This is a genomic window from Pseudomonas sp. GW821-FHT09A09, assembly GCF_059418405.1.
In genome coordinates this window covers 179,975-198,538 of sequence record NZ_JBWKPU010000006.1, presented here as the reverse complement: position 1 = coordinate 198,538, position 18,564 = coordinate 179,975, and the positions used below count along the sequence as shown (strand labels likewise).

Below are 18,564 nucleotides of genomic sequence, written 5' to 3'. Positions count from 1 at the left end.
AATGCGTAAGTGTCGAGGCTCAGCGTAGTTCAATAACCGGGAGTGCGTAGGCCCTTGAGTTGATTCAAATTGAGGTTCTGCGCGAAATTGTTCAAACCGTTGTTGCCCAGCACCACATTGAGCTGAGTCAGGTTGTTCACAAAGTTGCTGTTGCCCTGAATAACCGTGCCCTGCAGGACGTTGCCGCCACCAATCTGCTGGACCACGTTGCCCTGGTTATTGTTGGCCAGGATCGCCATTTGCAACCCGCCATTCTTGGCCGAAACGCTGACCTGGCCGGCGCCGCTTTGCCCGGTGATGGTCTGGCCAGCAACCAGGGCTTGCCCGGACTGCACGATGTTGGCCGGTGCCAGACCGTTCTGGGTCACATTGATGTCGACGCCATTGTTGGCGGTGTTGCCGTCGCCGGCCGCCCGCACGCTCTGGGTCACACCCTGGCCGCTGCCCAGGCCGGAGCCGCCGATGACGGTGCCTGTGCCCGTGTTGGGTGTGGAGCCGTTGCCGACGGTGCTGGTGGTGGTGACATAAAATTGCGGTGTGACGGTGGAGGAGTTGACCTGCATGCTGGCATTGGCGGTGATGCTGTCACCGGCAGCGTTGGTCCAGGTGCTGCTCATGACAATGCCAAAACTGATGATCCGCCCGGGCATTACGTAGCGCCCACGCAGGTCGGCCATTTCTGAATCCTTGAGTTCGATCGGCTTGAACGCCGATGACGCATAAACGGGCATTGAGGCTGCCAGGCACATGACCGTCAGCCAACGGTAAGTGTTCATCGTCTGCTCCTGGAGCGTCCTGCCCCGTGTGGCGCTTTTAGAAAAAGTCGCTCTGGATGAAACCGAAGTCCTTCAATTCGCTGTCCCGCACTGGGGCGAATTCGTTCAGCTTGTTCTTGGCGGTCAGCGGTGTGGGTGGGTCGAGCAGGGCGTTGGTCTTGTCGTAGCCTTGGCCCAGCACAGCGAACACGATGCCGTTCCAGCCTTTGACGAAGTCGTCCTTCGCGTACCGTTTGTGGCCCAGTACCGGGTCGCCGATGTACACCCAATCCTTATCGGCCCGCTGCATGACCACGAAGTGCTTGTAGCCGCGTATTTCCAGCAGCACCACAACGGGCACTTTCACCGTGAGCAACACTTCTGGTGTGATCCGGTAGCCCTTGGCACGCATGCCGATGCTTTCCAGGTAGCGCTTCATGTCGAGCATCGAGAAGCCCTGGGTACGCACCAGGTCCTGGTCGGCGTTGACCAGCATGCCTTTGATCACGTGGTCTTCATCCACGTCCATCCAATAGGCTTGGCGCAAAATGGTCGCGAGCGCGGCAGCACCACAGCTGAAATCGGTTTTCTGTTCCACCAGGTTGGCGAACTTGCGCTCGCGGATGCTCTCAACCTTTTTGTAGATCAGCCCACCACCGGGCATGACCACGGCCATTTGCCCTGCCCAGGTCGGGCCGGTGAGTGATAACAGGAGGAGGAAGGCAACGAGGCGCATGATCGTATGACCTGTTGGACACTGGAATGAAAAAGGGCCTTGTTGCCAAGGCCCTATCTGGATCAGAAGCGAGTGGTGGATTGCACGACTACGTTGTTCTGACCTTGGTTGTTGCTACCCGACAGTACGTTGGAGTTCGACACCCCGGAGCCGTAGTTCATCGAGTTGTTCACGCTGGCGTTGTTGACCACAGGTTTGGTGTTCCAGCCATGGCCGCTGCTCAGGTTGAGCACCAGGTTGCCGGACACGTCCTGCACGCCGTTGATGGTTGCAGCACCACCAGTACCGTCTTTGTTAGCCTGAACAACGGTGCTGTTGCTGCCTTGGTTGGAGTTGCCGGCTGCGGCGTTCAACTGAATGATGCCCGAGGCGTTGTTGCCGCTGTCGTTGAGCGATGCGTTGTTTTTGGTGCCGCTGTTGAGCACGAAGTTGCCGGTGTTCGATTGTGCCGAGTTCACGGTGGCGAACACGAAGTCAGCATCGGCGTTTTGCACGATGACATCGTTTTTGCCTTGGTTGTTGGCACCGCTGAGTACGTTGCCGTTTGTTACGCCGCTGTCGTGGTTATACGAGTCGTTGGCCGAGGCATTATTTTTGGTTTTGTCATTGATCACCACGTTGCCATGGTTGCTTTGACCATCATTGGAGGTCGCGCTGGCGCTGGTGGTTGGAGCAGGCTGTGGATGATGGGGTTGACCCGCTTGAGCAGCAACAGCCATGAGAGCAGCGAGAGCGAAAGCCAGTGGTTTGAGGGCCATTGTAGTTTTCATGGTGTATCTCCTTGCTTCTATTAGTTGGTTAAGTGTTGGTACGGTCTAGCTATCGACCCAGCTCCATCAGTTGAGTCGTAAATTCAGGGTGTTAGCCACTCGGTTCCCCACCCCGGCGCTCTGGTTGACCTGTACCACTCCACGGCTACCGGTGAAGGCCTGGTCGCTGGTAACGACCTGGCGGCTGCCAGTGGTAGAGGTCAATCCCGAGTCTGTTGCAAGCGCAACGTTCTGTTGCGACATGACACTGTCGTCGATGCTCTGCGGGCCAGCGTTGACGCTGATACGCACGGCATTGATCATCTGGTTCTGGGCCCCGGCCGACTGATTGACGCTCAGTACGCCGTTGCCATTGCTGAAAGAGTTGCCCTGGATCGACGCCTTGGCGTTCAGGGACCGGTCGGCGGGTGCGCCGCTGATTTTCTGGGTGACGTTGATGTTGGCCTGGACGTTGTGGCCCATGGTGATGGCGACGTTGTTGCTCAACTGTTGTTGGTCGCCTGCGGCCTGGTTGAGCGTGACGACGCCGCTGTATTGCTTGCCCGAGTTGTCGATGGTGGCGTTGTCATTGCTGTCGGCCATCGCCGATGAGCAAGCCAGCATCGCAAGCAGGATCAAGGAGTGATTCATGTCAGCGTCCCCCTACCATGCTGCCGAGGTTATTCAGAGGCTGCAGGCCTTGGGAGATCGCGCCGTTTACGGTTCCGGAGACGCTGCTGCCGCCACCGTGCCCGGCAGCCATGCTTGAACCGAGGCCAGTGCCATTGGCGGTAAGGGTGTTCAAACCCGAGAGGTTGCCGCCCGGCATGAGGGTACGGTTGATGCTGGTGCCGCTGCTGATCCCCGCGATGTCGCTATCGCTGAGCTCGCCGTTCATGGCGCGGAAGACTTGGGATGAAGGATTGGCGTTGGCGGTAACGGGATTCGGGTCAACACCCGGAGAGCGGCCAGCCATGTGGCCTTGAACAGTGCGCTGGATAATGATCTCGCCATCCCCGGCAGCCAGCACCGGAATGCTCACGCTGGCACTCAGTGCACAGCTGATCAGCAGGAGGCTCAGTGAGCCTGGATTGTGAGTGTCCATGGCAGTGTTCCTTATTCTTCGCGCTGACCCTAAACAGCGCTGTCAGGGATAGAGCAGAACGCGTGCCGCTTTTTGTTTTCCTCATGTATTCAATGGGTTGTGGTCGGTCTATGAAAATTCCTTCGAGAGGCTGTTTCAGCCGTGAGACAGCCATTGTTGCGCCGGATATACGCAGGCACGCCGCGTTGCATTCGCCGGGCTGTATCAGCGATGGAACAGTGCGTATGACAAAACGATGAATCCGCTCAGGGCGGGCGGTTCAGGGGAGGAGGGTGTTTCAAAAATGGACACTGCAGGCGCGAGAGCGCCCAAGACGTGCAGGTACGGCTCAGCCTTTCGGGGCTTTACGCGGGATTGAATTGAGTACAGGGTTGCCGTCCAGGTTCTGTGTCAGGTAGACCGGCAAGACCTTGGGCAGGGAGGGGACGAGGTTGTTGACCTCATTAATGTTGTAGATGCCGCCGATGCGGATTGCACCGGTATTGGCGTCCGCCAGCATCACGGGTTTGTTCAAGTAGCGATTGATCAGCGGCAATGCGTCGGCCAGTGCCAGGTTGTCTAGCACCAGTTTGCCCTGGCGCCAGGCAAGTGCGGTGTCATTGGGGTTGAATGCATTCACGCGAGGGGTGAAGTCACCATGCTGGTAGCTGGCCTGCATCCCTGGGGTCAGCGGCACGCTGCCGTGCACGGTGTCGCTTGCGATCTGCACCGAGCCTTCGAGCAGCATCACCCGCACCTGGTCTTCATATTTCCAGACGTTGAACTGTGTGCCCGTCACCCGTACCTGGCCTTCGCCGGCCCGCACGATAAACGGGTGGCTGCTGTCATGGGTGACTTTGAAAAAAGCCTCGCCCTTTTTCAGCGTGACCCGGCGTTGGTCCTTGTAGTTGCTGTAGACCAGCTCCGTGCCGAGGTTCAATTCCACCTGGCTGCCATCTCCCAGGGTGACTTTGCGCAGGCCATTGGCCGCTTCGAAGTGTTCGTACGAGCTGGGTAACCAGCCTGCCTCCCAGCCGGTAAAGGCCGCAATAGGCAGGGCGGCGAGGCAGACGGCAGCCGCCACGGCGTAAGTGCGCAGGCGGCTGCGAGGCTTGAACGGCACCACGGTCGGCGCGGGTTCAGTGCGCGGGAGGTGATCGGCGACGTCCCAGATCTCCAGCATGGCCGCGTATTCGAAGGCGTGCAGCGGATGAGCATCGTGCCATTGCTCAAAAGCCTGACGTTCGTCTGCGGTGCAATCACTGGCATGCAGGCGCATGCACCAATGCGCGGCGGCGTCGGTGATAGCGTCGTATTCGGCTTCTGAAAGGGACTTTTCGCTCATTAACTCATCCTGATTTCGCACATTCTAACCTCCCCAGGTGGACCACGAGAACAGCCATCATGGCGATTGCACATCAATTGGAACTTATTCTCGTTTGGAAACACCTAAAATATTCAGGACATGAGTCCGATATTGCCTTGATGGAGAACGAAGATGCTCAAGAAAACGTTAATCGCCCTGTGTGCCACTTCTGCCTTGCTGAGCGCCGGCTCAGCCCTGGCTGACAAGCCTGGCGCGGGCTGGATCACCATTGAAAAGGCCATTGAAGTCGCCAAGACCAAGGCCGGGTATGTCGAGGTCTACCAGGCCGAGGCTGACGACAACGGCTATTGGGAAGTCAAGGGGCGCAAGTCCGATGGCACTGTGTACGAAGCACGCATTGACGGTGCGTCGGGCAATATCCTGCGCGACCAGAAAGATTGATACCCACCACCGGGGGCCGCTCAGGCCCCCGGATCCAATCTGCGGCCCAGGTGCGTGATCAGATACGTCACCGAATCTGCGTTGGCCAGAATGATGTCCAGCCGCCGATCTGGATCACTCATGAACGTTTGCCGGGCATCGTCCAGCGTCCTCGTGCCCGTGAGATGCAGCACTTTATTGCGCAGTTTGGTCGAGCCGACGCTGCCGAAGTCCTCCCAACGCTCTGCCAAGTCATCCCAGCTTTTGAATAGCATGGTTGCCGGTGTCAATACAGACAGCGCGGTGCTTTGCAAATTGGACAGGGCCGTGTATTTACGCAGGCCGTCAGCGGTTCCACGATTGATGATATCGAGAAAGGGACGCATCGTGTCCATATACGCGATGTCTTCAGTATCGGAGACCAAGTGACTCATCTCGTGAATCAACGTCGCTGCACGGGCATGGTCGTCAAGGTCGAACGGCACCATGAGATGCGGTTGATAGGTGCTCATTCGTGTATTGAAAAAGTGTTCCAGCAAGTAGATTTTTCGATCCGCGTCTTCAGGAATCACAAAAGCATAGGTTTGGGTGGGCGACCACCGGGCGGAGCCAGTGACAAATCGGGGTGAGTTGAGGCTGATCAAATCTTGCTGGGTCAGCCCATTGAAGATTTCTGCGACGCGCGTTTGAATCTTGAGCAACTGGCCCGGGGTAATGTTGAGTATGCCGAACATCTCCGTCAAGAAACGTCCGCATGGGGAGTCGGGATCGCTTTGCAGTGCAAATAGCGCCAGATTGCGTGCGCATCTGAATGTGTAGAAAACCGCAACATTGAGTGCCCCATCAATGCAGGCCGCTCTTGTGGGGGCCGCCGACCGGATTGCTGGCATTCCTACCGCTTCAATATTGATCGAATCACGCTCGGTTCTGCGGGTAATGGTACGGTTTCTGACGCGCGACAGTGCAGGACCGAAGCGCGGCTCCCGCTCGGATAGATCAAGCACCCATTGGCCCTGCGAGTTGCGTTCGAGGTAGGGCCCCAGTGCCTGGGCAAGGCTTACTCGCCAACGTTCACCCACCCTTTGGACCGGGTACACACGTCCGGCTACCGGCGCGTACGTCCGGTTCCGGGTCGGGTCGGTGAACAGGTGGTTGGCGGAGCTTTCCTGCAGATCCGCGAGGGACGCGCCGACATCTTCAAAGCGGCGCATCCGCGTGCGTGTAGGGTCGGTGATATCCAGGCCTTCGATGGTCATGGCGGGCGCTGGTGAGTCTGCTGGCAGATCGGTGGGAGGTGAGGGCGTGACAATCGTCATCAATGCATCAAGCTCCTTGCGCAGGGAGGCCAGTGTCGCTACGCCCTGGATGAAAGTGCGCAGTCCCTCCCCGAAATGCTGTTCTTGCAGCGCCTCGGCCGAGGCTTTGAACAGTTTGTAGCTGCGCCAGACCACCAGTGGGTATTCGAGCTTGCCCGCAATGAAGTGCAGCGCCATGGGAATGCCTTTGCGCAACAGGCTGGTGATTCCGTCCCATTGATCCTTGCCGTCGCGGGTGAATTGGCAGGCGAGCATCTTGAGCAGTTGTGCGACGTTATCACTGAATAGCCGCAGTAAAATATTGTGCCTGATCGGATTCGACGCCAGGCGGGCGTCGCTTTTGCCCTGACGGGTTGGTTGTTTGAGCAGGTTGCGCCATATCGCTTGGTCGGGATCGCCCAGTTGCAGGATGATCCAATCCTGAAGGGCACCGGCTCGATTAATCTCACTGAGCAGTTCGTCTTCGTTGGCGTATTCGGTGAGCACACGCAGTGGCGCATACGGCGCATAGAGCACAAGCGGGCCAGTTGCCGGCGCCCGGGGACCGATGACGTAGACACAAGGCACCGTCACCGGTAGCGCCCCGGCAGTCGCGATTATTTGCAGAGGGCGAATCATTGCAGTGGCGCCGCTGACTTTATCCCGCGCCACAGCATCCGGCATGTCAAAGATTTGCTGAATAACGCCCCAGGCCGAGGGGCTGATGCGTTCTTCAAGTTTTTCCTCATGGGCGTGGCGCAACAGTTGCCATGGCAGTTGCCGGCAAAACAGGTCACGTCGCTTGCGGGCATCGTCGGTGTCGGCGCTGAGGTGGGTGGTGATCAGTTCGCGATAGGTTTTGGCAATGTCCAGTTGGCGTACCAACTGCACCACCGCCATGCCGTCCAGGCTCGCTGGCAGCGGCGTGAGCCCCAGGGCGCTGGGGGTGAGGTTGTCGGGCAGCAGGTCGGGGAGGTGGCGCAAGGCAAAATCGGTCAGGGTTTGAGTATGGCCGTCGAGCGCCACGCGTGCAGGTATCAAGATCGCTTCAGGGTCCAGCGCGGTATCCGGATAACGTGCCTTAATCAGGTTCGTCAAGGCACTGGCGACGTGCTCGCGCAGGGGGGGCAACCCATGCAGGTAATCCTGATTGTCCGGCGCACTGAGCCGGTATTGCTCAAGCAGTTCGGCGTGGAGCAATTGCTCTTCGGCGGACGCCATGCCCAGCCACACCGGCAGCGTCTGCTGGTGAACGATCGCTTCTGCGATTGCACGGGCGCGCGGCAGATTCGACGGTGCCAGCCGTTGCATTTCATCGTCCAGACGGTCTTGCAGCCGTGTGGGCTTCAATGGCATGGCAAGCCAATAGTCGAGCGTATCCAGGTGGTAGTCCAGGTAGCTCTGCTGGCGGTTGTTCAGGAAGTGTTCGTCAATGCGCTGCAAGGGACCGAGGCGATAGACCTGATGGGGCGCGCGAAGACTGATGGGCAGGTTCTGCAGCAGGTATCGATCAGGCAGTGCCAGGCGCTGTTGAAGTGCCTGACGCAAAACCTTCAGTGAGGCAAAGGGCTCGTGGCCCTGTTGCGGAGTCCAGAGGACGACTTCACCTGAAAGGTCAGGGTCGGTCCCACCGCGCTGTGTCAACACGAAACAGTTGGCCAGGGCGCGGGGTGTTTCGTCATCGCCGCGGGTCAGTGTCAAGCTATAGGCATCGGGCAGGAAACCTTCAAGCCCATGACGCTTGTCGCGGGTCATGCTGTCTGGGCGCAGGACCGTATCGAGTATGGCGTGATGGTGGGGGCTCAACGTCTTGTTGAGCAGACGCAATTGAGCCTCGCTGCGTAGCCCCTGCATCAAGGCCGCGCTCATGTCGGCGCGATGGCTTTCCAGGAACGCGCGCGGCAGTGCGCGTAAGTCCTGCTCAACAAAAAGTGGCATGGCCCGCTCTATGATCTGATTGAAGCCAAGGCTGTCCAGGTTATTCCAGCGCGTGGCTGTCCCGGCACGGCGAGCGTTGTACAGGCCAGTGCGTGGTGAGCCGTCGATAGGTGTTGCTGCGTTTGCTAAACGTTCTACAAGGTGATCGACCATGTTTCGTGAAGACACAGGGTCCCGATCCTCTTGTTGTTGCGCCTCAGTGGCGTAGGTATTGGCAAACACATCCGTGGGGTCCAGGTCCAGCAAACGCAGGTTCAACTCCTGCTTCAGGGCATGCGCGGCCAGGCTGCGCAACGTGGGGTGCTTCTGCCGTTGTGCCTTCAAGGCTGCTTCAGCTGCACGCAGCGCGACCAGATGTTGTTTGGCGCGTTCTGCCTGTACCGTCGAGGGACGGCCATTGCCGCTGCTGGCCGGGTGCAGGCTCCACCGCCCTCCGGCTTCCAGTGCCAGCAGCCGACTGTCGAGCATGTGGCGCAGGTCCAGTGCGCAGTCGAGCAGCGCAGCCAGGTCGGCTTCGCCATCGCTGCGGCGAAACAGCGCGAGTGCGTGCTCCACGTTGCTCGATTGCTTGCGCGCAATGTCTTGGACCATTCCGGCGAAAACGCTGCCCCCCACGGGCAGTCCGCTGACTTGCACCCCATCCATTGCCAGGTACAGGCTGCGCTCGTCCAGGGACAGGAAGTTCAACAGTTCGTTCTGATGGCCGGCCGCCTTGAGCATGCTCAGCAGGACATCTTTCAGGTCCTCAAGGTCCTTCAAGACTTGCAGCCCGCGGGATTGGGTATAGAGGTAGGCATGCTGGCCGCTGATCAACAGCGTCGCGGCCAGTTCCACATAATGTTGATAGGGCGCATGGAGGCTGATCTTTTCGATATTCAAGGTCGCATGCCAGTCGCGGCGTGATGCCTTGTCGGGAAGGAAAAACGCGCGCAGTCGATGCGCTTCTTCGGATGAAAGAATCCCGTTTTGGTGCTTGAACAGCAGGTCGGCGCGAAATTTGTCACTCATCAGTTGAGCAAACAGATCCATGCGCGATTGATCGCCGTCAACAGTTTCATTCCACCACGTCTGCAACCGGCTGCTCAACAGAGAGGACAGCACGCCAGCGGTGTGTTCCACAACGCGCTCCCAGCGTTCGAAATCCTGTTTGAGCCTTTCCTCTGTCATGGCGCTTCTATCGTGCCTGGGGTGGGTGAAGGTGCGCGTACGGTTGGGCGGCCACTCCGGTTTCAGGTAGTACTGCAACAGGGTTTCACTGAGGGGCGTCGAGGCTAACCATCGGTCAACAGCGTTATCTCCTGCTGAAACCAGGAACGTGTTTACCAACGTATAGCGTTGATCGAGGGTGGGAAAATAAGAGCGCGCCATGATGTTCAACAGCGTGTCGAGCATTGAGGTGAGGCTCGGCGTCGTGCGTAATTCATCCAGGGCACGTTGCACGTTCTGCTGCTGGCTTGCCTCAATCGCCTGTTCCTGCTCCACAAACACAATGCCTTCAACCGGTGCAGTGGTCAGGGCGAATAAGCTGTCGAAAGCAAAATCCTGACGCTCTTTTATGGATAAAAAGCTAATTAAATCAATATGTAGCGTTTTGTTTCTAAGGCGTTCTCTGATGGCGGCAAGGGCCACAGCGCGGTTGTCGAATACTTCGATTCCTCCATAGGGGCTGTACAGCAGGGCCTTCCTCGCATCAGGAGTCGGGCTCATCATGAAGACGCCAGCCAGCGTTGTTGCAGGTTCTCCGGACCTCTCGATCACCAGCGATTCGACGATCATCGGAAACTCACACGCTTGGCGCCCGGCATCGGTTGCGGTGTAGATCGTCATCAGCCAGTCGAGATCGTTCAACGTCAAGCCCAGCGCGCGTTCCCGTTCTGAAGGGTGTTTGCGACGGATCGGGCGCAGGAATTCATCAAAAAAATACGGTGGAGTGAGCTGTACCATCAACCTTTCTCTGTGGCATTCGGGGCGGGCCAGCAGGCTAGGGCGGTGGTGTTGCCTAATGGGGCTACATATTTGCCGTAAACGCCATTGACAGTAGCCGCAGGCGGCGTTGTTTAATCACAGGTCTGGATTTCACGCTGTATGCCCCCTCCAATCATAAAATCGGAGCTTCAGATGTCTGCCCAGCCCACGGTTGTTGACAGTTCCAGTGCCACCATCGGTTTCTCCAAGCTGGTGGCCTTGCTCCACGCCATCTTTGTCCGTCACGGCACTTCACCTGAAGTGGCCGCCATCCTCGCGCACAATTGCGCCAGCGCCGAACGGGATGGCGCCCACAGCCACGGTATTTTTCGTATTCCCGGTTACCTCAGCACCCTGGCCAGTGGCTGGGTGAATGGCAAGGCAGCGCCTGTGGTCACCGACGTGGCTTCCGGTTTTGTACGAGTGGACGCCGGCAACGGTTTCGCCCAGCCGGCCCTGGAGGCCGCTCGCAGCTTGTTGGTAGAGAAAGCCCGCAGTGCCGGGATCGCCTTGCTGGCCATCCACAACTCCCATCACTTTGCCGCGTTATGGCCGGATGTCGAGCCGTTTGCCGAGCAAGGTCTGGTGGCCCTGAGCGTGGTCAACAGCATGACCTGCGTGGTGCCCCACGGGGCGGACCGCCCGCTGTTTGGCACCAACCCTATTGCCTTCGCTGCACCGCGTGCCGATGGCTTGCCCATCGTGTTCGACCTGGCCACCAGCGCCATCGCCCACGGTGATGTGCAGATCGCTGCCCGCAAGGGCGAGCGCCTGCCACCGGGCATGGGCGTGGACAGCCTGGGCCAGCCCACCCAGGACCCAAAGGCCGTGCTGGAAGGCGGCGCACTGTTGCCGTTTGGCGGGCACAAGGGTTCGGCGCTGTCGATGATGGTCGAGCTGTTGGCAGCGGCCCTGACGGGCGGCAATTTCTCCTTCGAATTCAACTGGGCCGATCACCCGGGCGCCCGCACGCCGTGGACCGGCCAACTGCTCATTCTGATCGACCCGAGCAAGACCGCCGGGCAAAGCTTCGCCGAGCGCAGCCAGGAACTGGTGCGGCAGATGCATGCGGCGGGGTTGCGGCGTTTGCCAGGGGACCGACGTCATCGCACGCGGGCGCGGTCGGACCAGCAGGGTATCGAGGTTGATGCAGAGGAATTGGCGCGGCTGCGCGTGCTGGCCGAGCAATAAAACAGGCTGCGCCGTATCCGGCGCAGCCTTCATGTATCAGTTGCGGCGGCCCAGCAGCAGGCCTACCACCAGGCCGAAACCTGCGGAAATCGCCACGGTCTGCCACGGGTGGCCACCGATGTAGGTTTCGGTGGCGTCTACGACGGGCTTACTGCGCTCGCGCACATTGGACACCGAGTCCAGGGCTTGCTTGAGCTTGATGGCGACCTGCTCGCGCAGGGTTTCACCTTCTTCGCCCACCAGGGATGCACTGCTTTTGAGCAGCTTGTCCGATTCTTCGATCAGCGCGGTCAGTTCGCTGAAGGCTTGGTCCTTGATTTGGTCTTCGACGGCTTGGGCAGCGGTTTTGCGGGCCATTGTGTGACTCCTTGCGAGTGAATGTGACAGTGAACAATGGAGTGCCGGGCAGCGGCAAAAGTTGCAGTTTTTTTGCGCCTGCCAACGACTGGGCAAAATCCGAATCAGGAAATTTCGACCTACAGTGTAAGATGTCGTCTATTTGTGCAGCAGGTAATTCAACATGAGCTTCAATCTGGCCAACAAGACCCTCGCCGAACGCGCCGAGCTGGAAGATGAAAAGTCCCGCCTCTACGACCTGTGGCAAACCAACCTGGGCAAGGCCAAGGGCGAAGCGGCACGGTTATTCGGCGAGCGCGCCAAACGCAAGGGCAAGTGGGCCGAGTGGGTCCGCGCCGAGCTGGACGGCATGTCGCCGCCCGAGTTCTCCAACATGGTGCGCAGTGAGGTCAACAAGTTGATGGCGGCGGCTAAATAAAGCTCGCCACAATCGCTTCACGCACCTTCAGCAACATCGGGTCCAGCTGCGCCTGGGTCCGCCAGCCCAACTCCACCGGGTAGCGCGGCAACGCCAGCGGGCAGGGCAGTACGTGCAGGCCGGTCATGTCGGCAATAGCCTGCGCCGCGTGCCCGGGAATGGTCGCCACCGCCTGGCTGCCCTTGAGCAAAAACGGCAGCGCCGCGAAGTGGCTGGTGGAGGCACAGACTTGGCGGCTCAACCCCTGTGCCGCCAAACCCTCATCGGTAATCCCGATAAACCCACCGGATGACACCAGCACGTGTTCACGGGCGACGAACTCGTCCAGGCTGATGCTGGCCTGGTCTGAATCCACCAGGCAGCGGTAATCACCTTCTCCCAACACTTGCCGACTGAGCCGGCCGTGGGCAAAGCCGCCCGCCGTGATTGCCAGGTCCAGGGTACGGTCGAGCAGGGCACCGGCGACGATCTGGCTGTGGGTCTGGCGAAAGATCACCCGCAGTTTCGGCGCGCGCCGGGCGATTGCTTCCATCAGGCGCCGGCCGTAGGCAATCTCGAAATCATCCGACAACCCCAGCACCACGGAGCGTCCCTGATACTGCTGGTTATCCGGGTTGACCATGGCCAGGCTTTGCCGGCAGCGCTCCAGCGCCTCGCTGATCACCGGTTTCAACTGATTGGCACGCAATGTCGGCGCCAGGCCGCGCCCGGTGCGCACGAACAATGGGTCGCCATACACTTCGCGCAAACGCCGCAACCCCGCACTGATGGCCGACTGCGTCACGCCCAGGCGCACGGCGGCGCGGCTGGCGCTGGACTCGTCATGCAGGGCTTCAAAGGTTTTCAGCAGATTGAGGTCAACCTGGGCGATATTCATTTGGTTCATATCATTCAGCATTGGGGTGGGCTTTATTCATGATCATGGCTGGCCGGAGAATGGGCAACCCCCCTGACTCTGGAGTGATCGTGATGCCTGTTTCTACTGTGGCGGCCCTGCAAATCGGATCCTTGCCGGGCGGCAAAGGCGAGACCCTGGCGCAAATCCTTGGCTACGAGGACGCAATCATCCGCAGCGGCGCGCAACTGGTGGTGATGCCCGAGGCGCTGCTGGGCGGCTATCCCAAAGGTGAAGCCTTCGGTACTCAATTGGGCTACCGCCTGCCGGAAGGTCGCGAAGCCTTCGCCCGCTACTTTGCCAATGCGGTCGATGTACCCGGCGTCGAGACCGACGCCCTGGCCAGCCTGTCGGCGCGCACCGGCGCCAGCCTGGTGGTGGGTGTGATCGAGCGCAGTGGCAACACCCTGTATTGCACGGTGCTGTATTTCGAGCCTACGGGCGGGTGGGTGGCCAAGCACCGCAAGTTGATGCCCACCGGCACCGAGCGGTTGATCTGGGGCAAGGGCGACGGCTCGACTCTGCCAGTGATCGACGCGGCGGTGGGGCGTATCGGCGGTGCCGTATGCTGGGAAAACATGATGCCGCTGCTGCGCACGGCCATGTACGCCAAGGGCGTGGACATCTGGTGCGCACCCACCGTGGATGAGCGTGAAATGTGGCAAGTGAGCATGCGCCATGTGGCCCATGAAGGCCGCTGCTTTGTGGTGAGCGCCTGCCAGGTACAGGCCTCGCCGGCGGCGTTGGGGGTGGAGGTGGCCAACTGGCCGTCAGACCGTCCCTTGATCGCCGGAGGCAGCGTGATTGTCGGGCCCATGGGCGACATCCTGGCCGGGCCATTGGTGGGGGAAGCAGGACTGTTGACGGCGCAGATCGACACCGATGACTTGGTGCGGGCGCGGTATGACTATGACGTCGTGGGGCACTATGCGCGGCCGGATGTGTTCGAATTGAGCGTGGATGAGCGCGCCAAACCGGGCGTTCGCTTCACCACCGGTTAAACCTGTAGGAGCCGGCTTGCCGGCGATAGCGGTCTATCAGTCACTCAATTTATTGGCAGGGAGGCCGCCATCGCCGACAAGCCGGCTCCTACAGGGTGGGTGTCGATTTTTGGAAATTCAGCCATTCCTCGCGGGTAATTTCCCAGATTTCCCGGGGAAAGGTGCCTTCGACAAAGTGACCTTCTACCGTCTTGACCAAGCGCATGCCGCCCCGCTCGGAGATCCGCCGCGATCCCTGGTTGGGCGCTGCCTTGGGCGCGCGCAATACCGGGCGTTCGAGCACGTTGAACCAGTAGTCGGTGACCACCGCGCAGGCCTCGGTCATCAACCCTTGGCCGTGCCATGGCTGGCCGAGCCAAAAGCCGCGGTTGTCGTCTTCGGAATCGAACAGGCTGATGTTGCCGATCAACGTGTCAGGTGAGTCCCTCAGGAAGATCGACCAGCACCATTCCTCGCCCCGTGCCATGCCGGGCAAGGCCACGTTCTCCAGGAAGCTGCGCGCACCATCCGCCGGGTAAGGCCAGGGCACCTCATCGTTGAGGTAACGCACCACTTCCCAATGGGGGAATATCTGCTGGATCGCGTCGGCATGGTCCAGGGTCAGTGGGCGCAGGATCAGGCGTTCGGTATAGAGCGTCGGTTGCATGGCGATCACCACGTGGCCGTGTTGGGCAGGTCGAGCGTGCCACGGTCGACAAAACGCATGGTGCCAAACAGCCCACCCGCCAGCTTGCCGCGTAGCACGTATGGCAGGTTGTTCAGGCTCTGGGTCTGGCTCAGGCCCAACGTCTGGCGCAACACAGAAAACGCCGAAACACTCACCGGGACCATCAAAACCGTCTCGGAAAAACGCGGGATGGAACCGCTCTGGTCACTCACCCCCGAGGCCAACGGCCGACCATTGACGTCCAGGTCCAGGGCCACGCCGTTGTAGTTGATCGCCGTTTCATTGGGGTTTTGCACCCGCAACTTCACGGCGAAACGCACTTCCAGGTCCTGGCTTTGCAGGGGTTCAATGCCGACCACGGTGATATTCACCGGGTCGCGGTTGGGGAACAGGGCGCAGGCGCTCAAGGTCAGCAGTAACAGCGATACAACCATGAGCTTGCGCATTAACAGTGCTCCCTATTTCGTGACGTCCGGGTCCTGCATCACCTTGAGGGTAGAGGACTCCGGATCAAATTCATCTTCTTCCAGTTCTATGAACTCTTCCGGCAGGAAAATGTTCAGCAGGATTGCACAGAACGCGCCCACGGTGATCGGCGATTCGAAGATGTTGTGCAGCGCCTTGGGCAGGTCGCGCAGCACTTCCGGCACGGCGGCGACACCCAGGCCCATGCCGAGGGAGATTGCCACGATCAGCACGTTGCGTCGATGCAGCCCGGCTTCGGCGAGGATCTTGATACCGGCCACGGCCACGGTGCCGAACATGATCAAGGTAGCGCCGCCCAGCACCGGCTTGGGCATCAACTGCAGTACCGCGCCGATCATCGGAAACAGCCCCAGCAGCACCAGCAGGCCGGCGATGAAGTACGCCACGTAGCGGCTGGCCACGCCAGTCAACTGAATCACCCCATTGTTCTGGGCGAAGGTCACCATCGGCAGGCTGTTGAAGGTCGCGGCCATCGCCGAGTTCAAGCCGTCGGCCAGCAGGCCCGACTTGATGCGCTTGATGTACAGCGGGCCCTTGACCGGCTGTTGGGAAATCATCGAGTTGGCGGTCAGGTCACCGGCCGCTTCCAGCGGGGAAATCAGGAAGATCACCGCCACCGGGATAAACGCCACCCAGTCGAACGAGAACCCGTATTTGAACGGCACCGGCACGCTGATCAGCGGCACATGGGGCAGGGCGGCCATGTCGACGCGGCCCATCCACCAGGCCACCACAAAGCCCAGGGTCAGGCCGATCACGATCGAGCCCAGGCGCAGGAACGGGTTGCTGAAGCGGTTGAGTACCACGATGGTCAGCAGCACCAGCGCGGCCAGGCCCATATTGCCAGCGGCACCCAGGTCGCTGGCGCCAAAGCCACCGGCCATGTCGGTGACCGCGACTTTGATCAGCGACAGGCCCATCAAGGTGATGATGGTGCCGGTCACCACCGGGGTGATCAGTTTGCGCAGCTTGCCGATGAACTGGCTGAGCACCACTTCAATAAAGGCGGCAAAAAAGCAGATGCCGAAGATCGTCGACAGGATCTCATCGGTGCCACCGCCCCGGGCCTTGACCATGAACCCCGCGCTGAGGATCACGCTGATAAACGAAAAGCTGGTGCCCTGCAGGCACAGCAGCCCCGAGCCCACCGGGCCGAACGTGCGCGCTTGCACAAAGGTGCCCAGCCCCGACACGAACAACGCCATGCTCACCAGGTACGGCACTTCGCTTTCCAGGCCCAGCACGCCGCCCACGATCAATGTCGGGGTGATGATGCCGACAAAACTCGCCAGCACGTGCTGCAGCGCGGCAAAGATTGCTGCGGTGAAGTGCGGGCGGTCTTCCAGGCCGTAGATCAGGTCGGATTTATAGCGGGGGCGGGGGGCTTGAGCGTCAGACAAAATGCGGGCTCGGGTCAGAAAATGGAGGCGAAGAATGCCAGAAACTGCCGGTCGTCAGAAGTGTAAAAAAATATTTATGAAGGCCCTGCGGGAAACCGCAAGCCCTGCCGATACCTCGTATAGGCCCACATACTAACGATAACAGTGGTGACCAAAGGTCAGAGCGGCGCGTTGACACCGACTGATCGTTTCGCGGCAGGGACGCTCGCAAACACTACTTCTGAGAGCACCCCCTATGTCCCTCCGTCATCTGAATATCGCCCCACGCGCATTTCTCGGTTTCGCGTTCATTGCGTTGCTAGTGGTTTTACTGGGGGTGTTTGCGGTCAACCGCATGACGCAGATCCGTCAGTCGTCGGTGGACATGAGCGCCACCCAACTGCCCAGCGTGACCTACCTTGGCAACATCACCGAAAACGTACTGCGCCTGCGCATCCTGTCGTTCCGCGTGCTGGTCAACCGTGAGCCGGCTGGCTTGCAGGAAGCTGAAACCCGCATGGCTGTGTTGGCCGACAAGGTAAAAACGGCCCAGGCCGGCTATGCGGCGTTGCCGGCCGGTACGGAGGAGGCGGCGCTGTACAAGACGTTTGTCACCACGCTGAACAACTACTTCACCGCCCAGGCCGAGATGCTGGCCCTGTCCAAGCAGGGCAAAGTCGAAGAGATGCGCACGCTGATCAACACCCGCATCAAGGACGGCACCGACCTGATGGGCGAGCAGTTGAACAAGCTGATCGCTATCAACGCAGCCGATGCCAAGGAAGCCGACGCCGAAGCGGGGCATAGCTACGAGGGCGCCATTACCGGGGTGATCGCCGTGTCAGTCGCGGCTGCACTGCTTACGGTGCTGCTGGCCTGGTTGTTGACCCGCAGTATCGTCACCCCATTGCGCAAAGCGCTGGAAGTGGCCGAGACGATTGCCGGTGGCAACCTGAGCAAGGCCATCGAAGACGACGGCAAAGATGAACCGGCCCGCCTGCTCAGCGCCCTGGCGTCGATGCAAACCAACCTGCGCCAGACCATCCAGCACATCGCCGGCTCGGCCACTCAGCTAGCGTCGGCGGCGGAGGAGTTGAGCGCCGTTACCGAAGAGGCTTCTAAAGGCCTGCAGCAACAGAACAATGAAATCGACCAGGCGGCCACCGCCGTCAATGAAATGACCGCTGCCGTGGAAGAAGTGGCGCGCAACGCCGTGTCCACTTCCGAAGCGTCCAGCCAGTCCAACCAGGCCGCCCGCGAAGGTCGCGACCGCGTGGTGGAAACCGTCGGCGCGATCCAGACCATGACTCAGGACGTGCAAAACACCGCCGCAATGATCGAAGGCCTGGCCACCCAAGGCCGTGACATCGGCAAAGTACTCGACGTGATCCGCGCGATTGCCGAGCAGACCAACCTGCTGGCGCTCAACGCCGCCATCGAAGCGGCGCGTGCCGGGGAAGCGGGGCGCGGTTTTGCGGTGGTGGCAGATGAAGTGCGGGCCTTGGCCCACCGTACGGCGCAGTCGACCCAGGAAATCGAAAAGATGGTCGCCGGCATCCAGAACGGCACCGGTGAAGCCGTGCAATCGATGCAGCAGAGCAACCAGCGCACCCAGACCACCCTGGAAATGGCCCGCGCTGCCGGTGTTGCCCTGGAGCAGATTACCCAGTCCATCAGCCTGATCAACGAACGCAATCTGGTGATCGCCAGCGCGTCGGAAGAGCAGGCCCAGGTGTCGCGCGAAGTGGACCGCAACCTGGTCAACATCCGCGACCTGGCGACCCAGTCGGCGGCGGGCGCCAACCAGACCAGCGCGGCCAGCCACGAGCTGTCGCGCCTGGCGGTGGACCTGAACGCGATGGTGGCGCGCTTCGTCATCTAACCGCCCCCCCTGTAGGAGC

The 18,564-nt window shown here is 60.2% G+C and carries 17 protein-coding genes; 5 read left to right on the top strand and 12 right to left on the bottom strand.

The window, feature by feature from the left end; translation table 11 throughout:
- Positions 1-29: 29 nt before the first annotated feature.
- The 6 genes from fapE to AC07OV_RS07480 form a co-directional block, all read right to left on the bottom strand.
- A complete protein-coding gene (fapE, locus tag AC07OV_RS07505; RefSeq protein WP_494998769.1) occupies positions 30-776 on the bottom strand; it encodes a fibril amyloid subunit FapE in 747 nt (248 codons plus the stop codon).
- Positions 777-813: 37 nt separating this feature from the next.
- Positions 814-1,491, bottom strand: coding sequence for a fibril amyloid maturation endopeptidase FapD (gene fapD / locus AC07OV_RS07500; RefSeq protein WP_176997762.1), 678 nt, complete (start codon positions 1,489-1,491; stop codon positions 814-816).
- 62 nt (positions 1,492-1,553) lie between these two features.
- The gene (gene fapC / locus AC07OV_RS07495) at positions 1,554-2,261 is read right to left on the bottom strand and encodes an amyloid-like fimbrin subunit FapC (protein ID WP_494998768.1); all 708 of its coding nucleotides are present in this window, start codon (positions 2,259-2,261) and stop codon (positions 1,554-1,556) included.
- A gap of 66 nt (positions 2,262-2,327) precedes the next feature.
- A complete protein-coding gene (fapB, locus tag AC07OV_RS07490; protein WP_494998767.1) occupies positions 2,328-2,891 on the bottom strand; it encodes a fibril amyloid subunit FapB in 564 nt (187 codons plus the stop codon).
- 1 nt (position 2,892) lies between these two features.
- Positions 2,893-3,345 carry a fibril amyloid chaperone protein FapA gene (gene fapA / locus AC07OV_RS07485; RefSeq protein WP_494998766.1) on the bottom strand — a complete coding sequence of 151 codons (453 nt, stop codon included), beginning with the start codon at positions 3,343-3,345 and terminating at the stop codon, positions 2,893-2,895.
- 328 nt (positions 3,346-3,673) lie between these two features.
- On the bottom strand, positions 3,674-4,669 hold the full coding sequence (locus tag AC07OV_RS07480) for a FecR family protein (protein WP_494998765.1): 996 nt from the start codon (positions 4,667-4,669) through the stop codon (positions 3,674-3,676).
- 153 nt (positions 4,670-4,822) lie between these two features.
- Between AC07OV_RS07480 and AC07OV_RS07475 the strand changes: the two genes are divergently transcribed.
- Positions 4,823-5,092 (top strand): PepSY domain-containing protein, encoded by a 270-nt coding sequence (locus AC07OV_RS07475; RefSeq protein ID WP_495091931.1) that lies wholly within the window; start codon positions 4,823-4,825, stop codon positions 5,090-5,092.
- Between the two features lie 20 nt (positions 5,093-5,112).
- Here the strand turns inward: AC07OV_RS07475 and AC07OV_RS07470 are convergent, their stop codons facing one another.
- Positions 5,113-10,248, bottom strand: coding sequence for a dermonecrotic toxin domain-containing protein (locus AC07OV_RS07470; protein ID WP_495091930.1), 5,136 nt, complete (start codon positions 10,246-10,248; stop codon positions 5,113-5,115).
- Between the two features lie 174 nt (positions 10,249-10,422).
- On the opposite strand from AC07OV_RS07470, the gene AC07OV_RS07465 reads away from it, so the two are divergent.
- Complete coding sequence (locus AC07OV_RS07465; protein WP_495091929.1) at positions 10,423-11,460, top strand: Ldh family oxidoreductase; 1,038 nt, start codon at positions 10,423-10,425, stop codon at positions 11,458-11,460.
- A gap of 36 nt (positions 11,461-11,496) precedes the next feature.
- Here the strand turns inward: AC07OV_RS07465 and AC07OV_RS07460 are convergent, their stop codons facing one another.
- A complete protein-coding gene (locus AC07OV_RS07460) occupies positions 11,497-11,817 on the bottom strand; it encodes an ElaB/YgaM/YqjD family protein (RefSeq protein ID WP_016979401.1) in 321 nt (106 codons plus the stop codon).
- A 163-nt stretch (positions 11,818-11,980) separates the two neighbouring features.
- Here AC07OV_RS07460 and AC07OV_RS07455 point away from each other — a divergent pair, with 163 nt between their 5' ends.
- Positions 11,981-12,235, top strand: coding sequence for a hypothetical protein (locus tag AC07OV_RS07455; protein ID WP_003190904.1), 255 nt, complete (start codon positions 11,981-11,983; stop codon positions 12,233-12,235).
- On the opposite strand, the gene AC07OV_RS07450 is transcribed toward AC07OV_RS07455, so the two are convergent.
- Positions 12,228-13,121 (bottom strand): LysR family transcriptional regulator, encoded by an 894-nt coding sequence (locus AC07OV_RS07450; RefSeq protein WP_494998761.1) that lies wholly within the window; start codon positions 13,119-13,121, stop codon positions 12,228-12,230. The genes AC07OV_RS07455 and AC07OV_RS07450 overlap by 8 nt on opposite strands.
- An 83-nt stretch (positions 13,122-13,204) precedes the next feature.
- Here AC07OV_RS07450 and AC07OV_RS07445 point away from each other — a divergent pair, with 83 nt between their 5' ends.
- A complete protein-coding gene (locus AC07OV_RS07445; RefSeq protein WP_495091928.1) occupies positions 13,205-14,131 on the top strand; it encodes a carbon-nitrogen hydrolase family protein in 927 nt (308 codons plus the stop codon).
- Between the two features lie 88 nt (positions 14,132-14,219).
- On the opposite strand, the gene AC07OV_RS07440 is transcribed toward AC07OV_RS07445, so the two are convergent.
- The 3 genes from AC07OV_RS07440 to AC07OV_RS07430 are packed head-to-tail and all read right to left on the bottom strand — an operon-like array spanning position 14,220 to position 16,684.
- Positions 14,220-14,777, bottom strand: coding sequence for a GNAT family N-acetyltransferase (locus AC07OV_RS07440; RefSeq protein WP_495091927.1), 558 nt, complete (start codon positions 14,775-14,777; stop codon positions 14,220-14,222).
- A gap of 5 nt (positions 14,778-14,782) precedes the next feature.
- Positions 14,783-15,244 carry an LEA/WHy family protein gene (locus tag AC07OV_RS07435; protein WP_495091926.1) on the bottom strand — a complete coding sequence of 154 codons (462 nt, stop codon included), beginning with the start codon at positions 15,242-15,244 and terminating at the stop codon, positions 14,783-14,785.
- 12 nt (positions 15,245-15,256) lie between these two features.
- Entirely contained in the window at positions 15,257-16,684 is a 1,428-nt protein-coding gene (locus AC07OV_RS07430; RefSeq protein WP_457409025.1) for a nucleobase:cation symporter-2 family protein, read from the bottom strand.
- Between the two features lie 235 nt (positions 16,685-16,919).
- Here AC07OV_RS07430 and AC07OV_RS07425 point away from each other — a divergent pair, with 235 nt between their 5' ends.
- On the top strand, positions 16,920-18,545 hold the full coding sequence (locus AC07OV_RS07425) for a methyl-accepting chemotaxis protein (protein WP_495091925.1): 1,626 nt from the start codon (positions 16,920-16,922) through the stop codon (positions 18,543-18,545).
- The last annotated feature ends 19 nt before the right edge of the window (positions 18,546-18,564 follow it).